The organism is Paenibacillus tyrphae, from assembly GCF_027925525.1.
Lineage (GTDB): Bacteria > Bacillota > Bacilli > Paenibacillales > NBRC-103111 > Paenibacillus_G > Paenibacillus_G tyrfis_B.
Window position 1 is genome coordinate 1 of the sequence record NZ_BSDJ01000032.1, and the last position, 20482, is coordinate 20482.

General features: G+C 57.6%; 17 protein-coding genes. 6 read left to right on the forward strand and 11 right to left on the reverse strand.

All coding sequences use genetic code 11. The annotated features are described in order from the left end of the window. Nucleotides 1-20: 20 nt before the first annotated feature. From QMG93_RS27970 to QMG93_RS28005, 8 genes are all read right to left on the reverse strand, one after another. Nucleotides 21-293: a hypothetical protein gene (locus QMG93_RS27970; protein WP_281942424.1), complete on the reverse strand. Its 273-nt coding sequence runs from the start codon at nucleotides 291-293 to the stop codon at nucleotides 21-23. A gap of 321 nt (nucleotides 294-614) precedes the next feature. Continuing rightward, on the reverse strand, nucleotides 615-995 hold the full coding sequence (locus QMG93_RS27975; protein ID WP_281942426.1) for a winged helix-turn-helix transcriptional regulator: 381 nt from the start codon (nucleotides 993-995) through the stop codon (nucleotides 615-617). A gap of 168 nt (nucleotides 996-1163) precedes the next feature. After that, nucleotides 1164-1889: an ABC transporter permease gene (locus QMG93_RS27980; protein WP_281942428.1), complete on the reverse strand. Its 726-nt coding sequence runs from the start codon at nucleotides 1887-1889 to the stop codon at nucleotides 1164-1166. A 26-nt stretch (nucleotides 1890-1915) separates the two neighbouring features. After that, complete coding sequence (locus QMG93_RS27985; protein WP_281942430.1) at nucleotides 1916-2647, reverse strand: ABC transporter permease; 732 nt, start codon at nucleotides 2645-2647, stop codon at nucleotides 1916-1918. Continuing rightward, the gene (locus QMG93_RS27990) at nucleotides 2644-3555 is read right to left on the reverse strand and encodes an ATP-binding cassette domain-containing protein (protein WP_281942433.1); all 912 of its coding nucleotides are present in this window, start codon (nucleotides 3553-3555) and stop codon (nucleotides 2644-2646) included. The genes QMG93_RS27985 and QMG93_RS27990 overlap by 4 nt, the downstream gene beginning before the upstream one ends. An 83-nt stretch (nucleotides 3556-3638) precedes the next feature. Next, nucleotides 3639-5042: a sensor histidine kinase gene (locus QMG93_RS27995; RefSeq protein ID WP_281942435.1), complete on the reverse strand. Its 1404-nt coding sequence runs from the start codon at nucleotides 5040-5042 to the stop codon at nucleotides 3639-3641. Beyond that, on the reverse strand, nucleotides 5039-5770 hold the full coding sequence (locus QMG93_RS28000) for a response regulator transcription factor (RefSeq protein ID WP_281942437.1): 732 nt from the start codon (nucleotides 5768-5770) through the stop codon (nucleotides 5039-5041). Before QMG93_RS28000 ends, QMG93_RS27995 begins: the two co-directional genes overlap by 4 nt. A gap of 32 nt (nucleotides 5771-5802) precedes the next feature. Continuing rightward, entirely contained in the window at nucleotides 5803-6282 is a 480-nt protein-coding gene (locus tag QMG93_RS28005; RefSeq protein ID WP_281942439.1) for a GNAT family N-acetyltransferase, read from the reverse strand. 156 nt (nucleotides 6283-6438) lie between these two features. Here QMG93_RS28005 and QMG93_RS28010 point away from each other — a divergent pair, with 156 nt between their 5' ends. Beyond that, a complete protein-coding gene (locus QMG93_RS28010) occupies nucleotides 6439-6960 on the forward strand; it encodes a hypothetical protein (protein WP_281942440.1) in 522 nt (173 codons plus the stop codon). 88 nt (nucleotides 6961-7048) lie between these two features. On the opposite strand, the gene QMG93_RS28015 is transcribed toward QMG93_RS28010, so the two are convergent. Both QMG93_RS28015 and QMG93_RS28020 read right to left on the reverse strand, forming a co-directional pair. Beyond that, complete coding sequence (locus tag QMG93_RS28015; protein ID WP_281942442.1) at nucleotides 7049-7855, reverse strand: histidinol-phosphatase; 807 nt, start codon at nucleotides 7853-7855, stop codon at nucleotides 7049-7051. Nucleotides 7856-7864: 9 nt separating this feature from the next. Continuing rightward, the gene (locus QMG93_RS28020; RefSeq protein ID WP_036679025.1) at nucleotides 7865-8767 is read right to left on the reverse strand and encodes a LysR family transcriptional regulator; all 903 of its coding nucleotides are present in this window, start codon (nucleotides 8765-8767) and stop codon (nucleotides 7865-7867) included. A gap of 240 nt (nucleotides 8768-9007) precedes the next feature. On the opposite strand from QMG93_RS28020, the gene QMG93_RS28025 reads away from it, so the two are divergent. The 3 genes from QMG93_RS28025 to QMG93_RS28035 all read left to right on the forward strand — a co-directional run bounded on the left by QMG93_RS28025 (nucleotide 9008) and on the right by QMG93_RS28035 (nucleotide 15164). Continuing rightward, nucleotides 9008-10567, forward strand: a complete 1560-nt coding sequence (locus QMG93_RS28025) for an MDR family MFS transporter (RefSeq protein ID WP_281942446.1) — start codon at nucleotides 9008-9010, stop codon at nucleotides 10565-10567. Between the two features lie 15 nt (nucleotides 10568-10582). Next, nucleotides 10583-11143 carry a PadR family transcriptional regulator gene (locus tag QMG93_RS28030; protein ID WP_413789350.1) on the forward strand — a complete coding sequence of 187 codons (561 nt, stop codon included), beginning with the start codon at nucleotides 10583-10585 and terminating at the stop codon, nucleotides 11141-11143. 580 nt (nucleotides 11144-11723) lie between these two features. Next, on the forward strand, nucleotides 11724-15164 hold the full coding sequence (locus QMG93_RS28035) for a PQQ-dependent sugar dehydrogenase (RefSeq protein WP_281942448.1): 3441 nt from the start codon (nucleotides 11724-11726) through the stop codon (nucleotides 15162-15164). A 103-nt stretch (nucleotides 15165-15267) separates the two neighbouring features. Here QMG93_RS28035 and QMG93_RS28040 read toward each other — a convergent pair whose 3' ends face one another. Further along, nucleotides 15268-15702 (reverse strand): MarR family winged helix-turn-helix transcriptional regulator, encoded by a 435-nt coding sequence (locus tag QMG93_RS28040; protein ID WP_010497876.1) that lies wholly within the window; start codon nucleotides 15700-15702, stop codon nucleotides 15268-15270. 232 nt (nucleotides 15703-15934) lie between these two features. Here QMG93_RS28040 and QMG93_RS35475 point away from each other — a divergent pair, with 232 nt between their 5' ends. Both QMG93_RS35475 and QMG93_RS28045 read left to right on the forward strand, forming a co-directional pair. Next, entirely contained in the window at nucleotides 15935-16699 is a 765-nt protein-coding gene (locus tag QMG93_RS35475) for a DEAD/DEAH box helicase (protein ID WP_413789351.1), read from the forward strand. A gap of 197 nt (nucleotides 16700-16896) precedes the next feature. Continuing rightward, a complete protein-coding gene (locus QMG93_RS28045; protein WP_413789352.1) occupies nucleotides 16897-20469 on the forward strand; it encodes a helicase-related protein in 3573 nt (1190 codons plus the stop codon). Nucleotides 20470-20482 lie beyond the last annotated feature (13 nt).

Here is a 20482-nt window from a genome sequence, read left to right on the forward strand (position 1 = left end):
ATTTAGCTGCGGGTACGTTCTTACTTCATTGCATTATATTTGAGTGCATATACAAAATTTCCATAACGCATTGCCAAAGTTACAGCTTCTTCACGCGTGGTCATATCATTCGGGGCAATTGTGTAATTTTCCCGACCGACAAGTAAGTTGTAATTCGTAGCAATTGCTAATTGTTCCATATAGGTTTCGTTAATATCGCCAGAATCTATAAAGGTTTGAAGCTTTTTCGGATCGTTGTTCAATTCGAAATTAGCCATTTCCGATACTTTTGCATCACCTGCGTAGTTCTTCATGGTGACTTCTGGTCAAAAACCTAGTTGCTATTCGAACGGCTTCAGTGGCAACTGAAACGGTATGCTGATAGGTTCCGTGCTCATCATGATGAACAAAAAAACGTTCAATATCTTTCTTAAGATCTCCGGTAAACGAAATGCCCTCGGTATACCTTTCGTAAACGATACCCACTACATCACCCCTAAATTAAGAATCGATATCTTTTAGCAAATAGACGCCAAGTGGTGGTCATTTCTGGTTGCAAATGCTCTAACCGATCGTCAAAAAAAGCTGCCATAATTCCGGCAGCCTCTCGTCATGATCCGCTTATTTTCGCTTGATTATTCTTGCTTCGCAGCCACGGCTTCGGCCGTATCGCTCATCCGGCCCCGGTACGTTTCCCCCCACTGCTTCATCTGCAAAATGATCGGTTCCAGCGTCCGGCCGAATTCGGTGAGCGAATATTCCACTTTAGGTGGAACCTGCTGGTATACTTCGCGATGCACGATGCCGTCTTCTTCCAGCTCCCGAAGCTGCAGGGTCAGCATCCGTTGAGTAATGGCCGGGCAAATGCGGCGGAACTCGTTGAACCGTTTCGTTCCGTTGATCAAATGGTAGAGCAGGATACCCTTCCATTTGCCTCCGATGACATCCAGCGTAAACTCGACAGGGCAGCCTTCAAAATTGGGAACGCTACAGCCGCCGTTTATTTTCTTGCTCATTCGCTCATTTCCTTTCAGTATATAAATGTATACTATAAGCATTTCTGGATGTACCTATGTTCATTAAGTATATCACAGAAACGGCACACCGATATGATAATGATCTCGCGAAAAATAAAAAGCGAAGGTTCCCGAAAACGGAAAGCCTTCGCTTGCAGATGATACGATTCACAGAATGTCCCGCCGTCTGAACTCGGTGAAGCCGAAGACGGTGACCAGAAGAAAGACAAGGGCTACCGCGGCGTATAGCAGTGGACCTTTGCTGAAGGTGCTGCTTTGGCTGGCGAGCGCGGCCATCGTCGGGTAGGTCCACGGATAGACGATCCAATATTTCGTATTGGCCACGAGGAGCGAGGGGATCGCCAGCCCGATCCCGATGCCTAGCGGGATGCCGATATGGCGGTAGCGCAGACTGAGCCAGAATTGGATCGCCATAATCGGCAGTACCGCCGGGATCAGGCGCAGAAGCGGCAGCGCGATCCGGTCCAGCGGGATCGGGCCGTTCGCCCCGGCGAGCAAGCCCGCAGCGACGATGCTTGCGCCGAAGACGGCGATATTCAGGACGACCAGCAGCAGCGCGATGCTGAACTTGGCCGCATAAATATGCCCGCGTCTCACCGGCAGCGCAAGCAGATGCTTCCAGCCGTTATGGCTGTGCTCGATGCGGATCATAAGCGCGACAACAATAGCGATAAAAAACGGCAGCAGCATCGGCGGGTAAAAAATGAGACACTGCTCGATAATGACGGTCCAATCGTCCCGGGTCCATACGTCAGTGTAGCGGGTAAAATTGCCGACGCCTTGAGCGGTTAACAGGATCGGCATCAGAATAACGATCCACAAAATGCGCGAATGCTTTAATTTCAGCCATTCGGCGGCGAATAGCGACTTCATCTCCAGCGTACCTCCTTGGCTTGCGATTACAAAATATCCCTTTTCCCGAATTCAAGCATACCGGCCAGCAGCGCTGCGGTTCCGAAGAGCAGCCCGCTCACAATCGAGACGCCCACGTCCCCTTCCGGACCCGGCATGGCGAACAGCGGGGCCGCATACGGGATGTAGCGCATCCACTCCGACTGGGCGAGGAAGATCGCGCCTACCGTGCCCGATACGCCGACAGCGACCGGAATGATCGTATTGCGGAAGCGGGAGCTGAGCCAATGCTGCACGCTTGCGATGCCGAGCGACGAAAAGATCAGGTACAGCGCGTATTGTCCATACAGGCCGAAGGGAAACGGCTCGGGAAAGCCGATGACGAACCCGCCCAGCCGCAGGCCGGCCATAAGCGCCAGCACCGACAAGACGGTCGCGAGCACAATGACGAGCCACTTGGCCGCATACACGTGTCTCCGCCGCACCGGCAGGCTCAGCAGGTGCTTCCAGGCATTCTCGCTATATTCGCGGAAATGGACGATAGCCGCCAGCAGCGTAACCCCGATCGGGAGGAAGAAGGCCCATAGAAAAAACACTTCGTTCAGCATCGCTTCCCACGACGTTTTCCCTGCATACCTCTGCATCAAATAATCGTAGCGCAGATACATATTCAGGAAAATCAGTACGGATACGAGGGCCGGACCGCCGAAGGCAAGCTTCCACAGGACGCCTTTTTTCTGCTTGTACAGTTCCGCCGCAATGACGCTCCATGCCTTCACAAGCTTTGCGCTCCCTTCGTCATCGTCAGGAAAATGTCTTCCAGCGACGGTGTATTTTCACTGACGTGCGAGACGTCGAAGCCGGCCGTAACCAGCTCGCGGTTCAGACGGGCAGCATTCGTTCCCGACATGTCGACGTACAGGCTGTTGTGACGCTTTTCCACTTGATGGCCCCGGGCCAGCAGGAAATTTCCCGCTTCGACGAACGGGGCGGCATCGATCCGCAGCATCGTTTTGTTCTGCTCCCGCAGCTCCTGAAGCGAGCCTTGGAACAGCAGCTCGCCCTTATAGATAATGCCGACACGGCTGGCAATCAGCTCGATTTCGTTCAAAATATGGCTGGAGACAAGCACCGACAAGCCGCGTTCCTCCGGCAGGCGGGCGATCAGCTCGCGGATTTCGAGAATGCCGGCGGGGTCCAAGCCGTTGGTCGGCTCGTCGAGCACGAGCAGCATCGGATTGCCCAGCAGCGCCTGCGCGATACCGAGCCGCTGCTTCATGCCGAGGGAGAACGTTTTGACTTTTTTGTTGCGCCATTCGGACAGCCTTACCGTTTCCAGCACTTTGTCGATGTCGGTTTTCCTTGCGCCTAGAAGCTTGCGGGTGATCTCCAAATTGTCATAGGCGCTCAGATTGCCGTAATAGGACGGAGACTCGACCAGCGAGCCGACCCGGCGTAAGATATCGAGCCGGTGCCGGGCCAAGTCTTGCCCGAAGACGCGCACCTCACCCTGCGTCGGACGGATCAGTCCGAGCAGCATGCGGATCGTCGTCGTTTTGCCTGCGCCGTTCGGACCGAGGAAGCCGTACACTTCGCTCGGCCTTACCTGCAAGTCGACTCCTTTGACCGCGGCGAACGACTTGAATTGTTTTGATAACCTTTTCGTTTCCAAGATGAATTCGCTCATAAAAAAACCATGCTCCTTTCGTTCGACAAGAGCATGGTATCGTATGGAATTTAAGCTTCGCTTCAGTTTACCTTAAATCCGCCTTAAGTTTGCGGAAAATGAACAAGGATCGTCGTACCGTGCCCAGGCCGGCTCTCTACTTCGACCTTTCCGTCGTGCGCTTCGATAATTTGTCGGGCGATCGCAAGTCCGAGCCCCGAGCCTTGATGGCTTGCCGCCGTATTCGTGCCGCGGTAGTAACGGTCGAACAGCTTGGCCATATCTTCCTTGGAGATGCCTACGCCGTTGTCGGCGATGACCACGCGCACGCCGCTCTCATTGCCCGAGACGGCGACCTGCACCTGCGTCCCCGCGGGATTGTGCACAAGCGCGTTGAAGAGCAGATTCAGGAACGCGCGCTGCAGCAGCTTGGCGTCAAAGGACAACGGGATCGTCTGCGGACTCGCATCGAACGATATCGTCCGGTCCTCGCCTTCCGGACTGTTAAGCAGCAAAATGACGGTTTCCTGCAGCAGCCGGACGACATCGCTTTCCCGCTTATCCATCGGCAGGAGATTGTGCTTAAGCTGAGACGTCAGCCGCAAATCGTCCAGCAAACTCTCCATATAAGCGGCATTGCGCACGATCGTTGCCGCATAGCCGGTCCGCTCGTCGGGACTGAGGTCGTAGTTTGTCTCGGCAAGCACTTCGCCGTAGCCTTTGATGGAGGAGAGCGGCGTTTTCAAATCGTGGGACAAGCCGGCGATCCATTCCTCCCGCATGCGGTCCACGCGATCCCGGTGCTGCTTAAGGGACGACAGCGTAGAGGAGAGATGGAGCAGGCTGCGGTACACATCTTTATAGATTCCTTTCGGCGCAAGGCGAAGCTCATAACGGCCGTCCGCAAGCTCGCGGATCGCGTCGATGACGGTTCGTACCGGTTTGGACAGTCTCCTAGCGAACAAATAGCCGATGATCAACGTACCGCCCAACGTCACCCCGAGGAGTATGTAAAGGCCGTTCGGAAAAAAGGTGTGCACATTTTTCGGGCTGATGTACAAAAAATATTTAGTTACCGTTTCCGCCGGGAAGCCGATCATGTAGCTCCAATGATAGCCGTTATCTTCCACTCGGCTGATAAAGACGGTAAAATCTTGGACGGCATATTTATAAAAAAATGCGATTTCGCTGGGCGAGTAATGCGTCAAGGCGGAAGGCGGCTTATGATAGGCGAACGCTTCCGCGCCGGATTCGTCCAAGATTTGAATCCAGGCCCGCTGGCGGTTCAATTCCTCCAGACCTTCCGGGGTGACGTACGGGCGTCCGCCCTGCAAGGCGATGCGCTGCCCGAAATCGTGCGTAAACCGCTCGGCGAAAGCGGCCGTTCTTCCGTTTTCAAACGCCGGACCGCCAGCTAAAAAATACAGTGCCGTATAATTGACGATCAGAATCAAGATCGCCAGCGTCGACATGGATAACAGGAATTGGATAATGACTTTCCACTTCACGGCCGTCCGTCCTTTCGCTGCAGCTTATAGCCGAGTCCCCGCACGGTCAACAAATATTCCGGCTCCGACGGCTTGTCCTCCAGCTTTTCCCGCAGGTGGCGCATGTGCACCATCACCGTATTGTCATACCCCGTATACGAATCGCCCCATACCGTTTCGTACAAATGCGCTTTGCTGAACAGCTGTCCCGGGTGCCGGGCCAAAAACAGCAGCAGCTGGTATTCTTTGGCGGTGAGCGTCACGGGAATGCCGTGCTTGCGTACTTCGCCCTGTTTCTCGTCGATCGTCACGCTGCCGAATTCGTAAATGCTTCGGCTTTCCTCCTGCATGGCCGCGTACCGGTTGCGGCGGAAGTACGCCTTCATCCGGTACGCGACTTCCTTCGGGCTAAACGGCTTTGTAATATAGTCGTCGCCGCCGAGGCTGAGCCCCAGCAGCTTGTCCACGTCTTCGTTTTTGGCGGACAGGAAAAAGATCGGCGCAAGCGTGAATTGCCGCAGCTGCTGGCAGACGGTAAAGCCGTCGAGATCCGGCAGCATGACGTCGAGGACGATCAGATCCGGCTTTTCGCTGCGGCACAGCTCGATGCCGGCCAGACCGGTGGCCGCTTTGAATACCAGGCGGAAGCCTTCTTTGCGCAGCACGGCATCAAGGAGGTTGACGAGGTCCGGTTCATCGTCGATGATGACGATTTTTTTGCCCGCGATATCGGTCATCTCATGGAGCATGGCGCTTCCTCCTTTGCAGGTTTCGTTCGATATCAAGGGGCTGTAAGGACCAGCTCCATCAGCGGGAGCTTCCGGTTCGGGAAAACGGTGGACTCGATCTCACCGATCCGCACGGCGCCCATTTTGGCGTAAAATGCTTCCGCATGCGGATCGCTGTGAATGCGGATGCGCGGGAGGCGAAGCTCGTCGGCGGTAGCAAGCATATGGCTCCACAGCCGTTTTCCGTACCCGCGGCCGATGTATTCGGGGGCGATAAACAGGCTGTCCAGCTCTGCCACGGCATCGGACGAAGCGCCCGAACCCGGAGGATGCAGGCTGTAAAAGCCGGCGATTTCACCGTCGTCCGTCTCAAGCAGGTAGACGGCTGACGAACGGATATGTTCGGGGCGCAGTGTCAGGTCCTCGCGGCAGGCTTCCATAAACTGCGGATCATAGCCCCAATAAGCCTTCGAGCGAAATGACAGCTCGCTGAGCTGCATCGCGTCATGAGCCGTAGCGCGGCGGATCGTCATATTCGAAGTACCTCCCATTGAACATGTGTTTTTCCTAAATATACACCTATTTTTCTTCGATCGGTCCACTTACCCATACGCAGAAGGGCGAACCGACATACGCTGATGTATCAGACAAGTCGGATACAGTTTCTCGGCTAAGGAAGGGATCGACGAATGAACAATAAAAAGCATCGTGCAGCTCCAAAACGAGCTTCGGCCCGTACTGCCAAACCGGCTAAACGAGGAGCCTCCTGCCCGCTGCGTCAGGTACATCCGGCTCCCCATATGAATACGGCACAGGTGCGGGGATTGTTCAGCCCGCTAGGCATCGGCGGAGGCCTAGGCGGCTTCTCCAGTATTGGACGCACCATCGGTGGCGTACCCGGCGGAGGCTTAGGTACGGCGGAGGTAGCCAAAGGCGCAGGTGGCGGCGGGAGCTTCCTTTCGTTTTTCAATTCGATCGGGGGTCTCGACGGCATCATTTCCACCATGGGGAAGGTGCAGAAGGTGTTCACCATCGCAAAGCAGGTCGGCCCGATCTTCAAGCTGTTCAGCAGCTTCGGGGGCTTGGGCGGTCTGTTCGGCGGAGCGAAGGTCAAGAGCCTCCGGCTTCCGGCCAAGGCCGTACGCAAGCCACGTTCCCGGGCGGTTGCGAAGCCCGCGCGAGCCGCGGGACCAAAGCGGACTGCAAGATAAGCGCGGCCGAGGGGCCGTCAAAGCACAAATATCCGGCTCAAATTCCTCGGCCCACGGGGAATTTGCCGGATATTTTTTTGCCCTTGCTTTATAAAGGGACGACCTGCTTTTGTTTTTCTTTGTAGTACACCCATTCGCGGAACCCAATTTCCTTCAGCCTTGCCGCCACTTCTTCCCAGTCGTCGCCAACCCGGGAAGGGACGTGCGCGTCCGAGCCGAACGAAACCTGAACGCCGAAATGAAGCGCCCGCTCCAAAATCTCGTCGATCGGGTACCAGCCACCGCAATCCTTCGTTTTGCCGGAGGTGTTGATCTCGATAGCGATGTCGTACTTCGCGATGGTTTGCAGCGTGCGGTCTACCGCGTCGGTCTGAATATCGGAGAAGGCCGGGTAGAAGCCGCGCATCGCGTCGATGTGGCCGAGAATCTGGAACATGCCGCTGCGCGCGGACTGCTCGATCAGATCGTAGTACAGCTCCTTTTGCTCCACCTTCTGACGGTCCGTCAGTCCGTTCCACCGCTTCCGGTTGAAGATGCTGACGCCGCCGGACAAATGCACCGACCCGATGATATAGTCGAACGGATACTGCTCGTACACTTTGCGGTACACGTCCGCCACTTCGGGGAAGAAATCCGATTCGACTCCGAGCAGAACGTCAATACGCCCGCGGTACTCCTCCTTCAGCTTCAGCACTTCCTCCACGTAACGGGCGAATTCGCTCTTCGCCATCGTGATGCCGGGCTGCTCCCGGTCCACGCTGCTTGCAAAGTACGGCGAATGATCGGAAATTCCGATGACTTGCAGGCCGTTTTTGATCCCCGCTTCGATATAATCGCGGATCGTTCCGGTCGCGTGACCGCACCGTTCGTGATGCGTATGCAAATCGAATTTCATGGCGTTCCCTCACTCCGAACCTATGAATTGAGTTTCCTGCATGCCCTTTAAATCTTCCAGAAACTGATGCAGCGCCGAGCTCAGATAGCGTCCAGACTTGTACACCACCCCGACCGGGTGGCTGATTTCGAGCTCGTTCACCTTGATCATCTTGAGCGTCCCAAGGCGCAGCTCGCTTTGGATCGACAGCTTCGAGATGATCGCCGCCCCGAGGTTCAACTCCACCATCCGTTTCACTTCCTCGCTGCTGGACAACTCCATCACGACCTGTGGGGTGATATACAGCTGCTTCAGAATTTGATCTACGAACCTCCGTCCGGCCGTTTCCGGAGATAGCATGATCAGCGGCAGCTCGTGAAGCCGCTCGATCGGCACATGCGCGAACCGCGCAAGCGGATGATCGGGGGAGACGACCAGCTCGAACGTATCGTAATAAAGCACGGAGCTTTCAAGCGCGGGATGCTTGTCGAACAGGTAGGTGATGCCGATATCGATCGTTCCGTTCTCGACACTGTGCATGATTTGCGAGGTGGTCATCGAATGGATGGTCGTTTTGATCAAGGGGAACTGGTTCTGAAAATAAGACAGCACCCTTGGCAAAATTTGAATCGCGATCGAAGTTGTCGTTCCCAGATGAATATGTCCTTGCGGCGTTTGATTCAAATCCGAAAGCCGCTGCTTCAAATCTTCGACCGTCTGTAAAATAATCTCCGCATGTTCAAGAAAGACTTGGCCGCTGTCGGTTAGCGTAACCGGCTGGTTGCGGTCGATCAGCACCGTTTTGAATTCGTCTTCCAGACTTTTAATTTGCGCCGAGACGGCCGGCTGGGTCAGATTCAGAATTTCGCCCGCTTTGCGAAAGCTCATAGTCTTGGATATCGTAATGAGCGTTTCCAACTGATTGAGATTCACATCGTTCCTCCTCACCGGGGCGCGAACGCTTTCAATAGCATTCTCAAAATAAGAAAATTTTATCATTTATTTAGTAAGCATAAATACAATTTCTTGACTTACTCCATTATATGATACTTGAAAGATTAGGGCAAACTACGCCCAGAGAAAAAAATCACACGTACTCTTGTCACCTACTCAAATTTGAGTATAATTTAGTTTAGCACTAAAAATACATCCAGGTAAAGTAAGGAGCAATTTATGGTTCAGAAAAAAACAAATACCGCATGGACGGTCGCCGCGTTGATGCTCGGGCTGCTGCTGGCTTCGCTCGATCAGACGATCGTCTCGACCGCCATGCCGACGATTATCGGTAAGCTCGGAGGACTCGACAAGTACGTATGGGTATTTTCCGCGTACTTGATCGCCAACGTCGTCTCGATGCCGATCTTCGGCAAGCTCGGCGATATGTACGGCCGGAAGCTGTTTTTCCTGCTCGGTCTTGTCGTGTTCATGATCGGCTCGGCGCTTTGCGGCACTTCGACGACGATGACGCAACTGATCGTTTACCGCGCCATCCAAGGGATCGGCGGCGGCGCGCTGATGCCGATTACGTTCGCTATTATCTTCGATATTTTTCCCCCGGAGAAGCGGGGTAAGATGCAAGGTCTGTTCGGTGCCGTCTTCGGCATATCGAGCGTGCTCGGGCCGCTGGCGGGCGCTTATTTCACCGATCACGTGAATTGGACGTGGATTTTCTACATTAATCTGCCGCTTGGTATCGTATCGTTGATTCTTATTTCGCTGTTCTATCATCCGGTGCTGCCGAACAATCCGAACCAAAGAATCGACTGGCTGGGGACGTTCGTCTTTGCCGTTTCGATCCTGAGCCTGATGTTCGGATTGGAGCTCGGGGGCAAGGAGTACGCATGGGATTCGGTGCAGATCATCGGCTTGTTCGCTATCGCGATCGTCTTCCTTCTGCTGTTCATCCGCATCGAGATGCGCGCCGCTGCCCCGGTCGTGCCGCTTCCGCTCTTCGGCAACCGGTTGTTTACCGCCAGTATGGGCGTCTGTTTCTTCTACGGGGCGCTGATGATGTCGGCGGCGACGTATATCCCGCTGTTCATTCAAGGGGTATTCCAAGGGTCGGCGACGAGCGCCGGACTCGTACTGACGCCGATGATGCTCGGCGTGGTTGCCAGCAGCGCGATCGGCGGGCGTTTTATCGGAAAGCTGTCGTACCGGGGGATCATGCTCGGCTCCGTGCTGCTGCTGCTGATCGCAACCTCGCTGCTTAGCCTTGTATCCGTCGATACGCCCCGTTGGCAAATTACGCTTTATATGATTCTCATGGGGCTCGGCATCGGCACGGGCTTCCCGGTGACGTCGATTTCTTCGCTGCATAACGTTGACTTCCGGTTTCGCGGCACTGTCACCTCGCTGGTCGGCTTTTTCCGTTCGATCGGCTCAGCCGTCGGCCTGACGGTGCTGGGCGCGATGCAAGCGTCCGCGCTAAGCCGCCGGTTGGCTGAGCTGTTGCCCGCCGGAGCGGGTGCGAAGACGCCGGCCGATCCGCGGGCGCTGCTGTCGCCGGAATTTCAGGCGAACGTTCCGAAGCCGGTGCTGGAGCAAATGATGGTCGGTCTTGCGGATTCCATCGCCTATGTATTTCAAGTGACCATCGTTATGGCCGTGCTCGCGCTCATCTTTATTTTGCTGATGGGTAAAGCCAAAATGGAAGTCCCGGCGAGAGGCCCCCGCAAAGAAGGCGGCAGTCCGGATGAGGGCTCCGGCATTCATGCCCCGCAGCATATGTAAGGGAGGTGAATACGGTTGTCCATGAAGCTCGTCATTTTGGGTCTGCTCATGGAAGGAGACAGCCATCCCTACGAATTGCGGCATAAAATGAAGGAGCGGGCTATGCTCCACTACATTAAAATGCAGGAAGGCTCGCTGTATTACGCCATCGATACGCTGAATAAAGAAGGGTACATCGAGGCGCTGGAAATTGTGAAGGAGAGCGGACGTCCCGACCGCACCGTCTACCGGATTACGGAAGAAGGCAGGCAGTTGTTTCACCGCCTGCTGCTGGAGCAGTTCGATAGCCGCACGACCGTCTTTCACCCGATGTACGCGGCGCTGGTGTTCGCCTTCCATGGAGATGCTCAGCGGATTCATGACATCATCTCGCAAAAAATCGAAGAGCAGCGTCGCATCGTAGCCTTGCTGCATGATATCTACGAGGAGCATATCCCTACCGTGCCCCGCAGCGTGCTGCATATGATGAAAGGCCGCTGGGAGCACGCCGTCACGGAACTGCGCTGGCTGGAACGGCTTGCTGCCGATGCCGCGGCAGGAAGGCTGTACGAATTCGGCAACCCGCTGGAGGAGTAGGCGGATAGTAAAAAAGGATTTTGACAAGGACGGGCCCGAAAGGGCCCGTTTAGCTTGTGGAGAAGTAGTCTTTTAAAAAATAGAGAAGTATACGGAGGTGGGGTATGCACTGGAGGAGCGACAGCGTTCGCCTTTGTCTGCGGGAAATATCCGCTGCGAAGCGGCTTCAAATCAAAATTTCCTGCGGACAAGAGCGACCGGAAGTGGATACCCCACCCACTCGTACATCTCTCTATTACCTCAATTGACCACTGTCTCAACAAACTCGACGGGCCCAAAAGGGTCCGTTTTTTTTCGATCAATAATCTTTGTCAATATCCGGCAAAGAAAAGATCAATAAAGGAAATAGAAAAATCCCCGTTATGAAGGTATGATTACGTTAATATATGGTTATTGGTCCAAGAGACGACACCTTTTCGTTCAGTTCAAGTTTCTGAAAACTAAGGTTGCCGTCTCTTTTTTCGTTATAGGGTAGAAAAGCAGTCGATTACCGCTTATGAAGGGAGGTGGGGGAAACTGTAGGCTGCGGCTTGTACGCCTTATTTTTTTCAAAAATTCATGGAAGGGAGCATGATTGAGGATGAAGATCAAAGCGGCAAAAGCATTAGGGATTTCTGTGCTGCTCGCGCTGCAGCTCCTGGTGCCCGCTCAAGGGTTCGGGCAGGAGGCGCGGCAAGGCAGCATGGAAACGGGGGACTCGAACGCTCCGGCAACGACTACCTCTGCCGTCTACGGCAGCGGAAGCATCGGAACGATGGCAGCCGTCCCCAGTCCGTGGTCGAACAAAGATATCGGCTCCCCGGCGCTGGCGGGCAGCGCGGACTTCAATCCCGGTACGGGCGTGTATACGGTAAAGGGAGCGGGCAAAGACATCTGGGGTACTTCCGACCAATTCCATTACGTGTATCAGCCGTTAACCGGCAGCGGCGCGATCATCGCGCAAGTGACGGGGCAGGGCAATACCGACGACTTCGCGAAGGCGGGCCTGATGATCCGCGAGACGCTCGATGCGAACGCCAAGCACGTCGATATCGCCGCGGTTCCGTCCGGCATGTATACGTTCCAGTACCGGAACGATGTGGGCGGGGCGACAACCAGCGTGAAGGCGAATTCAACGAGCCCGTCGTGGTTGAAGCTTGAGCGTGACGGCAATACGTTCAAAGGCTCTTATTCCACGGACGGATCGATTTGGACGGAAGTAAGCCAGACGAGCGTAACGATGGGAAGCAGCGTTTATGTCGGCTTAGCCGTTTCGAGCCATAACGTTTCGAAGCTGAACACCGCCACCTTTACCAACGTAAGCCTTGGCGGATCGGATACGACGGCGCCCTCCGTACCGATAGGTCTGAACTCGCCGAATCAAACCGAAACGACCGTGGAGCTGTCATGGACGGCTTCGACGGACAATGTCGGAGTTACGGGCTACGACGTGTTCCAGAACGGGACCTTGATCGGAAGCCCGCTCGGTAACTCGTATTCCGTCGTAGGGCTGACGCCAGGCACGGCGTACAGCTTTACGGTGAAAGCGAAGGATGCCGCCGGCAACTCGTCGGCCGCCAGCAGCCAGCTCAGCGTAACGACCAAGGCCGATACGACGGCTCCGACCGAGCCGACGAACGTGACCGCAGCCGGGAAGACGGACACGACCGTGACGTTGACCTGGACCGCTTCAACGGATAACGTCGGCGTGACCGCTTACGACATCTACCGTGACGGGACGCTTGTTCAAGCCGGTGTCACCGAAACGTCGTACACGGTGACGGGGCTGACCGCAAGCACGGCGTACAGCTTTACGGTCAAGGCCAAGGATGCCGCCGGCAACCAATCGGCCGCCAGCCAGCCGCTATCGGTCACGACGAACGCTCCGGGACCGGGTGAAGTTCCGGCTCCGTGGCAGTCGAAGGACATCGGTTCCCCGGCGGTAGCCGGCAGCGCTCTGTACGATGCGAATACCGATGTGTTCACCGTATCCGGTGCAGGCAAAGATATTTGGAGCACGTCGGACCAATTCCGCTATGTGTACCGGCCTTGGAGCGGGGACGGGACGATCGTTGCTCTGATCACCTCCCAAACGAATACCGACGGCTGGGCGAAAGCGGGAATCATGATCCGCGAGAACCTGAATGCCGACGCGAAGCATGTCGACCTGCTCCTGTCCCCATCCAACGGCTTCACGTTCCAGTACCGGACCGCGGCGGGAGGATCGACGGAATCGGTCAAGCAAGCGTCTTCAAGCCCCGCTTGGGTGAAGCTGCAGCGGACCGGCAACGTGATCAAAGGCTTTGTCTCCAATAATGGTATGAACTGGGGAGACATCGGCAGCGTAACGGTCGCCATGGGGGCGAATGTATACTTCGGTCTGGCGGTCACCAGCCATGACGTGAACACGGCCAGCACGGCTACGATAAGCAAAGTGACCGTCAACGCGTCGGGGGACGTCTACCCGCCGACGGCTCCGACCAATGTGGCGGTGGACAGCAAAACGGACACCAGCGTAGACTTGACGTGGCTTGCCTCGGTGGATGATATCGGCGTTACCGGATACGACGTTTACCGGGACGGCCAGCTTGCCGGCAGCACGACGACGGAAACCTTCTTTAAGGTGACGGGCCTCAAGGCCAACACGACGTACAGCTTTACCGTGAAAGCGAAAGATGCGGAAGGACGCGTATCGGAAGCCAGCACACCGCTTAGCGTCACGACGGCGGCACAGCCGGATACGCAAAGCCCGACAGCTCCTTCCAATCTGACCAGTCCGGGCAAAACTTCCTCCTCCGTTTCCTTGGCCTGGACAGCGTCGACGGACAATGTGGGCGTGTTCAAATATGAGGTATACAAAGACGGGACACTGACGGACAGCACGACTGGCACGACCTTTACCGTCAGCGGCCTCAAGGCGAACACGACGTACAGCTTTACCGTAAAAGCGAGAGATTTGGCGGGCAACGTATCGGCGGCCAGCAACACGCTCTCCGTGAAGACTTCGGCGACTTCTACCGACCCGTATACGCTGCAGGTCGTAGCGGACAATCTGGAAGTTCCGTGGGCGTTGGCGTTTGCTCCGGACGGACGGATTTTCTTCACCGAGCGCAACAGCGGCCGCGTCCGCGTAGTCGTCAACGGCCAAGTGCGCAGCACGCCGGTCATTACGCTCGGAGAGCCGTTCTACTATCAGCCGAAAAGCGAAGGCGGGCTGCTGGGGATTGCGCTGGACCCGAACTTTGAGACCAACCATTACATGTACTTGTACCATACTTACAAGGATTCCAATAATACCGTGAAAAATCGTCTTGTCCGCCTGATCGAGAACAACAATACGGCGAAGCTCGACAAAGTGCTGCTCGACAAGCTGCCCGGCGCGGTCTATCACAACGGCGGACGGCTCAAGGTCGGCCCGGATAACAAGTTGTACTTCAGCAACGGCAACTACGGCAAAACGGACGATACGCTAACGTACCTTGGTGGGAAAATTCTCCGTTTGAATCTGGACGGCACGATTCCGAGCGATAACCCGTTCGGCGCCAGCTCGCCGGTGTATACGAGAGGCCACCGCAACCCGCAAGGACTGGCCTGGCAGCCGGGAACGAACCGTCTCTTCTCCTCGGAGCACGGTGAAGCCGCCAAGGACGAAATTAACCTTATCGTGCCGGGAGCCAACTACGGATGGCCAGATTACGAAGGCGACAATCAGAACAAGCCGGGCATCACGCCGCCCCTCATTCACAGCGGCAATACAAGGTGGGCCCCGTCAGGCATCACGTTCGTCTCCGACGGACCGTGGAAAGGCGATCTGCTCGTGTCCAACCTCGTCGGCAAGCAGATCATTCGCATGCAGGTAAAAGAGCAGAACGGCCAGCCGGTGATCGGCAACCTGAGCTACCTGTATAAAAATACCTATGGCCGTATCCGCGAGATCATTGAAGCGCCGGACCGTTCACTCTACTTTATTACAAGCAACAACGGCGACAAGAACGGCGACGGCACCCCGGATAAATTGATAAGACTCATACCGAATTTTTAAGCAAAAAAATGATAAAGAGGACCGCTCCGATGATCTTGCCTCCAATGATGTTAGGCTGTGTCTAACCATTGGGGGCGGCTCACCAGGGCGGTCCTTTTATGTTTTACTCGGACATTTTATGGGCGATTTTCTCGAAGCTTTGCAGGAACGGCTCCAGCTCGTGCGGCTCCAGATAGGACAAGTAGGTGTTGATCACTTCCGAGCGGAGCGCCCGGATACGGAGCAGCGCCTCGCGCGCCTGCTCGGTTGCTTCCAGTAGAACGACGCGTCTGTCGTTCTCGTCGTGCTTCCGGTGCACGAACCCGTTTTGCACCAGACGGTCGATCATAACGGTAATCGCGCTCGGCGTTACTTCCATCCTTTGGGCCAGCCGGCCGACCTGGCACGGTTCGCACCTGACGATCGTATACAGCATCATGATCTGCGGTCCCGTCAAATTCAGATCGGCAGGCAGTGCCAATCCTGGTCCGAGTTTTTGGAACATTGTAAAAAACGCTTTTTCAAACCGCTCGATCGCGTGATCCATAGGATCAGCCATGCTTTTCAGCTCCTCGTTCGAATAATCCGATATTTAAAGTGTTAATAGGATAGATTTAATTTATTCGAATGAATCGTAGCACCGAGTTGAACATGTGTCAATGGAAGACGGCGGCCCGGATGGCGGGGAAGACGGAATTTCGCTTGGATGTGCCGGCGCTTGTTTTTTTGGTATGATACCGATATCGAACGTATATTTGGAAAGAAATTTAGGGGAAGAAGGGGAAACGAACATGGATGCGGAGTCGCCAATCGGGTTTCATCCGCTGCTGGCCGCCTGGTTCGGGCAGACGTTCGGGGAGCCGACGGAGGTGCAGTTGCGGGCGTGGGAGTCGATCGGGTCGGGCGCTCATACCTTGATCGCCGCGCCGACAGGTTCGGGCAAGACGCTTGCGGCGCTGCTGCCCTGCTTGGATCGGATCGTGACCGGCAAGGCCGCGGATGGAGAGGTCCGGGGAGTAAAGCTGCTGTACATCACGCCGCTCAAGGCGCTGAACAACGATATTCACCATCACGTTGTCGGCTTCATCGATCAATTGGAGCGGACGGCGGCGGAGACCGGCCTGCTGTGGCCGGGGCTGACCGTCGGCGTCCGAACGGGCGATACGACGCAAAGCACACGGGCGTCGATGCTGCGGCAGCCGCCGGACGTGCTCGTGACGACACCCGAGTCGCTGTATATTTTGCTGACGTCTCTGAAAGGCAGAGACATGCTGCGGACCGTTCGCCATGTGATTGTTGACGAGATTCATGATCTGGCCGAGGGAGCCAGAGGGCTGCATTTGTCGGTGAGCTGGAGCGTCTCGTCGTTTGGTGCGGGCATTCCCCACAGCGTATCGGCGTGTCGGCGACGCAAAAGCCGATCGAGCGGGTGGCACGTTTTCTCGGAGGCTGGGAGCCTGCGGAAACAGAGGGCTGGAACGGTGAGGCGATGGCGGAAGGTAGCGGGTCGGATGAAGCTCAAACCGGAAGGGGCGCCGGATCGGACGAGACCGTAGCGGGCGCGGATGTGTCCGTGGAAGCCGGTCATGAAACGATTGCGGACGCTCCCATGCGGCCTCGTCCGGTGAACATTGTGGAGAGCCGAATGGACAAAGCGCTTCAGCTTGTCGTCACAATGCCGGAGCAAACGTTCATTACGCAGGACAAGCAGGAAGCCGTCTGGGGGCCGGTTACCGAACGCCTCGTGAAGCTCATGGAAGGAAGCCGGTCCGTGTTGATCTTCGCCAACAACCGGCGGCTTTGCGAGCGGCTGACGCTGCGGCTGAACGACCATGTCGGCTACGAAATGGCCCGCTCGCATCACGGCAGCGTCTCCCGGGAGCAGCGGCTTGAGGTGGAGCGCGCGCTCAAAGCGGGCGAGCTTCGCTGCCTCGTGGCAACGTCTTCGCTGGAGCTGGGCATCGACGTCGGCCATATCGATCTGGTGATGCAGATCGATTCGCCGAAGAGCGCAGCCGCGGGAATTCAGCGCATCGGCCGGGCCGGACACAGCGTGGGCGGCGTTAGCCGGGGCGTCATTCTGGCGCGCAGCCGCGGCCAGCTGCCGGAATGCGCGGTGCTGGCCCGCCGCGTGCTGGAGCGCGACATCGAGGAAATCCGCATCCCAGTACAGTCGCTGGACGTCTTGTGCCAGCAAATTGCGGCGATGGTGGCGGGGGACGACTGGACGATTGACGAGCTGGCACGGGTGCTGGCCGGCAGCTACGGGTACCGGGATTTTCCGCGGGAGCGGCTATTGGACGTGCTGCAGGTGCTGTCCGGGTACTACCCGTTCGTTCGTCCTCTCCTGGATTGGAACCGCGACACAGGCGTACTGTCCCGCCGAGGAGTAACGGGTATGGCCGCCATTATGGGGGCCGGCACGATTCCCCAGAGCAGCGCCTACCCGGTGCATCATGCGGACAGCCGTGTGCACATCGGCGAGCTGGACGAGGAATATATTCACGAAAGCCGGGTCGGCGACGTGTTCCAGCTTGGAACGTCGTCCTGGAAAATTCAATCGATCAAAAACGACCGGGTGTACGTCGTCGAAGCGGGCAACCGGTTCAGCGAGATTCCGTTTTGGCGGGGCGAAGGGCAGGGCCGCACGTATGAGCTGTCGCGGGACATCGGGCGGTTCATGAACGAGCTGGAGCGCCGGCTGGAACGGGAGGAGCCGCATGGCACGCTGGACTGGCTGATCCGGGATTATGGGCTGGACGCCGGAGCCGCGGGCGAGCTGATCGCGCTGGTTCGGTCGCAGAAGGCCGTGTCGGCGGTGCCGACACACCGCCGCATCGTCATCGAGCGGTTCCGGGACGAGCTGAAGCAGTGGCATGTCATCGTGCACAGCACGTTCGGCCGGACGTTCAACCGAACATGGCTGCTGGCGCTTCGGCAGCATGGGGAGGAGCGGTTCCCCGTGCGGCTATTCGCGAATGCCAAGGACAACGGCATTCATTTCGTCTTGTCCGGCGCCGACGAGGGAATGGCCGCAAGCTTCGTGGCGATGCTGCGCGGCGTGACGTCCGCCCGGCTCGAAGCGCTGCTGCGCGAAGCGCTGCTGCGCGCAGCGGTGCCGTCTTCGTCGCAGTTCGGGGCCGCGTTCCGCCGTCTGGCCGAGACGTCGCTGCTGCTGTCGCGGAGCTTCACGCGCACGCCGGCGTGGAAGAAGCGGCTGCGCAGCGAGGAGCTGCTGCGGGAATCGCTGCCGTACGCCGAGCGGTTTCCTTTTCTAGGTGAGGCGATGCGCATTTGCCTGCAGGAGGAGCTGGACATGCCGCGGGTGCGGGAGGCGCTGGAGCAGATCGAGGCCGGAGCGCTGGAGGTGAACGTGCGCGAGAGCCTATTTCCTTCGCCGCTGGCTGCGGCGTTTTTGACCGAGTTCATGGGTGCTCAAATTTACGAGTCCGACGCCGTCGGCAAAGATATTCAACTGCAGCTGCTCGGCTTGGAGCGGGCGCAGGCCGGGCGGCTGTTCGGCGAAAGCCCGGTGCTGGAAGCCGGGCAGCCGGACCGGGGCGCTGCGGAGGAGGAGCCGTGGCCGACTTCCGCCCCGCTGGAGCTGGAGCAGCCGGAGACGCTGCTGCGCCTCCTGAAGCAGCGAGGCGACCGGACCGTCGCCGAGATGGCGAGGCTGGCCGTGGATAGCGGCGCTGACGAGGCGCAGCAGCAGGTGGAAAAGATCGGCAGGCTGCTACGCCAATTGGAAGAGGAAGGCAAAGCGCGCCTGATTGAAGTCGGCGGAGAAGAGGGCTGGATCTGCTCCGACGAAGCGGATACGTATGCGCGGATTGCAGACGATCCGCTGGCCGCGCGGTTTGTGCTGACCCGTTACATGGAGCACCGCGCGTCGTTTACGGCGGAAGAGCTTGCCGCCCGATACGGCGCGGCTTTGCCGCTTGTCGACGACCTTGTAGGGCAGTGGGCCGCGGATGGGACGATCGAACCGGCGCTTGGCGAAAGCGAAGCCGGGCCGCGGGTTTGGGTGAGCCGCGAAACGGCGGTGCGACGGATCCGCAGTGCCGAACGGGCGCTGCGCGAGCAGGCCGAGCCGGTCGAACCGGTCCGGTACTGCCGGTTCTTGATGGCCGCGCAGCACGTCCTTCCGGGCAGCCGCCTCAGCGGGGAAGAGGGGCTGCGGGACGTGATCGGCAAGCTGCAAGGCTGGTTTTTGCCGCTGTCGGAATGGGAGGCGTCGGTGTTTCCTTTGCGCTTGACCGATTACCGCAAAGAAACGCTCGACCGGCTGTGCGCGGCGGGCGAGGTGATCTGGATCGGGCGCAAGGAAGCGGGAGAGAAGGAAGGCCGGGTCGCCTTCTTTCTGGCGGAAGCGAAGGAGCTTTACGCCCCTCTGCTCAAGCGGGAAGCGTCCTCGAAGCACGAGCCGCTGCTGGAGCTGCTCCGGCGCAAGGGCGCAAGCTTCCTGTCGGCGCTCAGCCGCGAAACGGGAAGCGTCCCGTCGGAGCTGACGGCGGACTTGATCGAACTGGCTTGGGAAGGGCTTGTCTCCAACGACCAGTTTGCGCCGCTGCGGATGAACGGAAGCGGCAGGAAGACCACCGCCAAAACCGCGGCCAAATTCCAATCGGGCCTGGGCCGCTGGTATGCGCTGGAGACGCTGGCGGAAGAGCAGCCGGGCGGAGGCGACTCGCTCGGCGCTTGGGTCAAGCAAGCGCTGGACGGCGGTGCGCTGCTTACGCGAGACCTCGCCGGTACGCTGCTGCCTTGGTCCTGGGACGACGTGTACGGTTCGTTGAAGCAGCTGGAGCTGTGGGGGATGCTGACCCGCGGCTTCTGGGTCCGGGATATTGCGGCGATGCAGTTTGCCGCGCCGGAGACGGTAGGGCGTCTCCGGGAGGCGGTCTGGGAAGCGGGAGGCGGCGAAACGGTGCTGCTTCCGGCCGCCGATCCCGCCAATCCATTCGGATTGATGGTAAGATGGCCGGCTTTGCCGGGCGTCGCTTTTGCCCGCAAGCCGGGCAACGATATCGTATTCCGCGGCGGCCGCTGGGTGTTGTGGTGCGAAAATAACGGCAGGCGCATGCACACGCTGCACGCGCTGGCCGACGTGCCGGAAGAGGCATGGCTGCCGGAGGAAGAGCGGCTGCAGACGCTTCGGGCCGTGCTGCAATCGGTTTTGAAGAAGCCGGGTGTCCGCAAAGTGGTCATCAATACGTGGAACGGGGAGCCGGTGCTGGACACGCCTGCCGCGGGGACGCTGCGGCAGCTCGGAGCGGAGGCCGACCGCGCTTCGCTCGTCCTGTGGCCAAGCTCGTTGCGATAAATTTTGCTTTTGG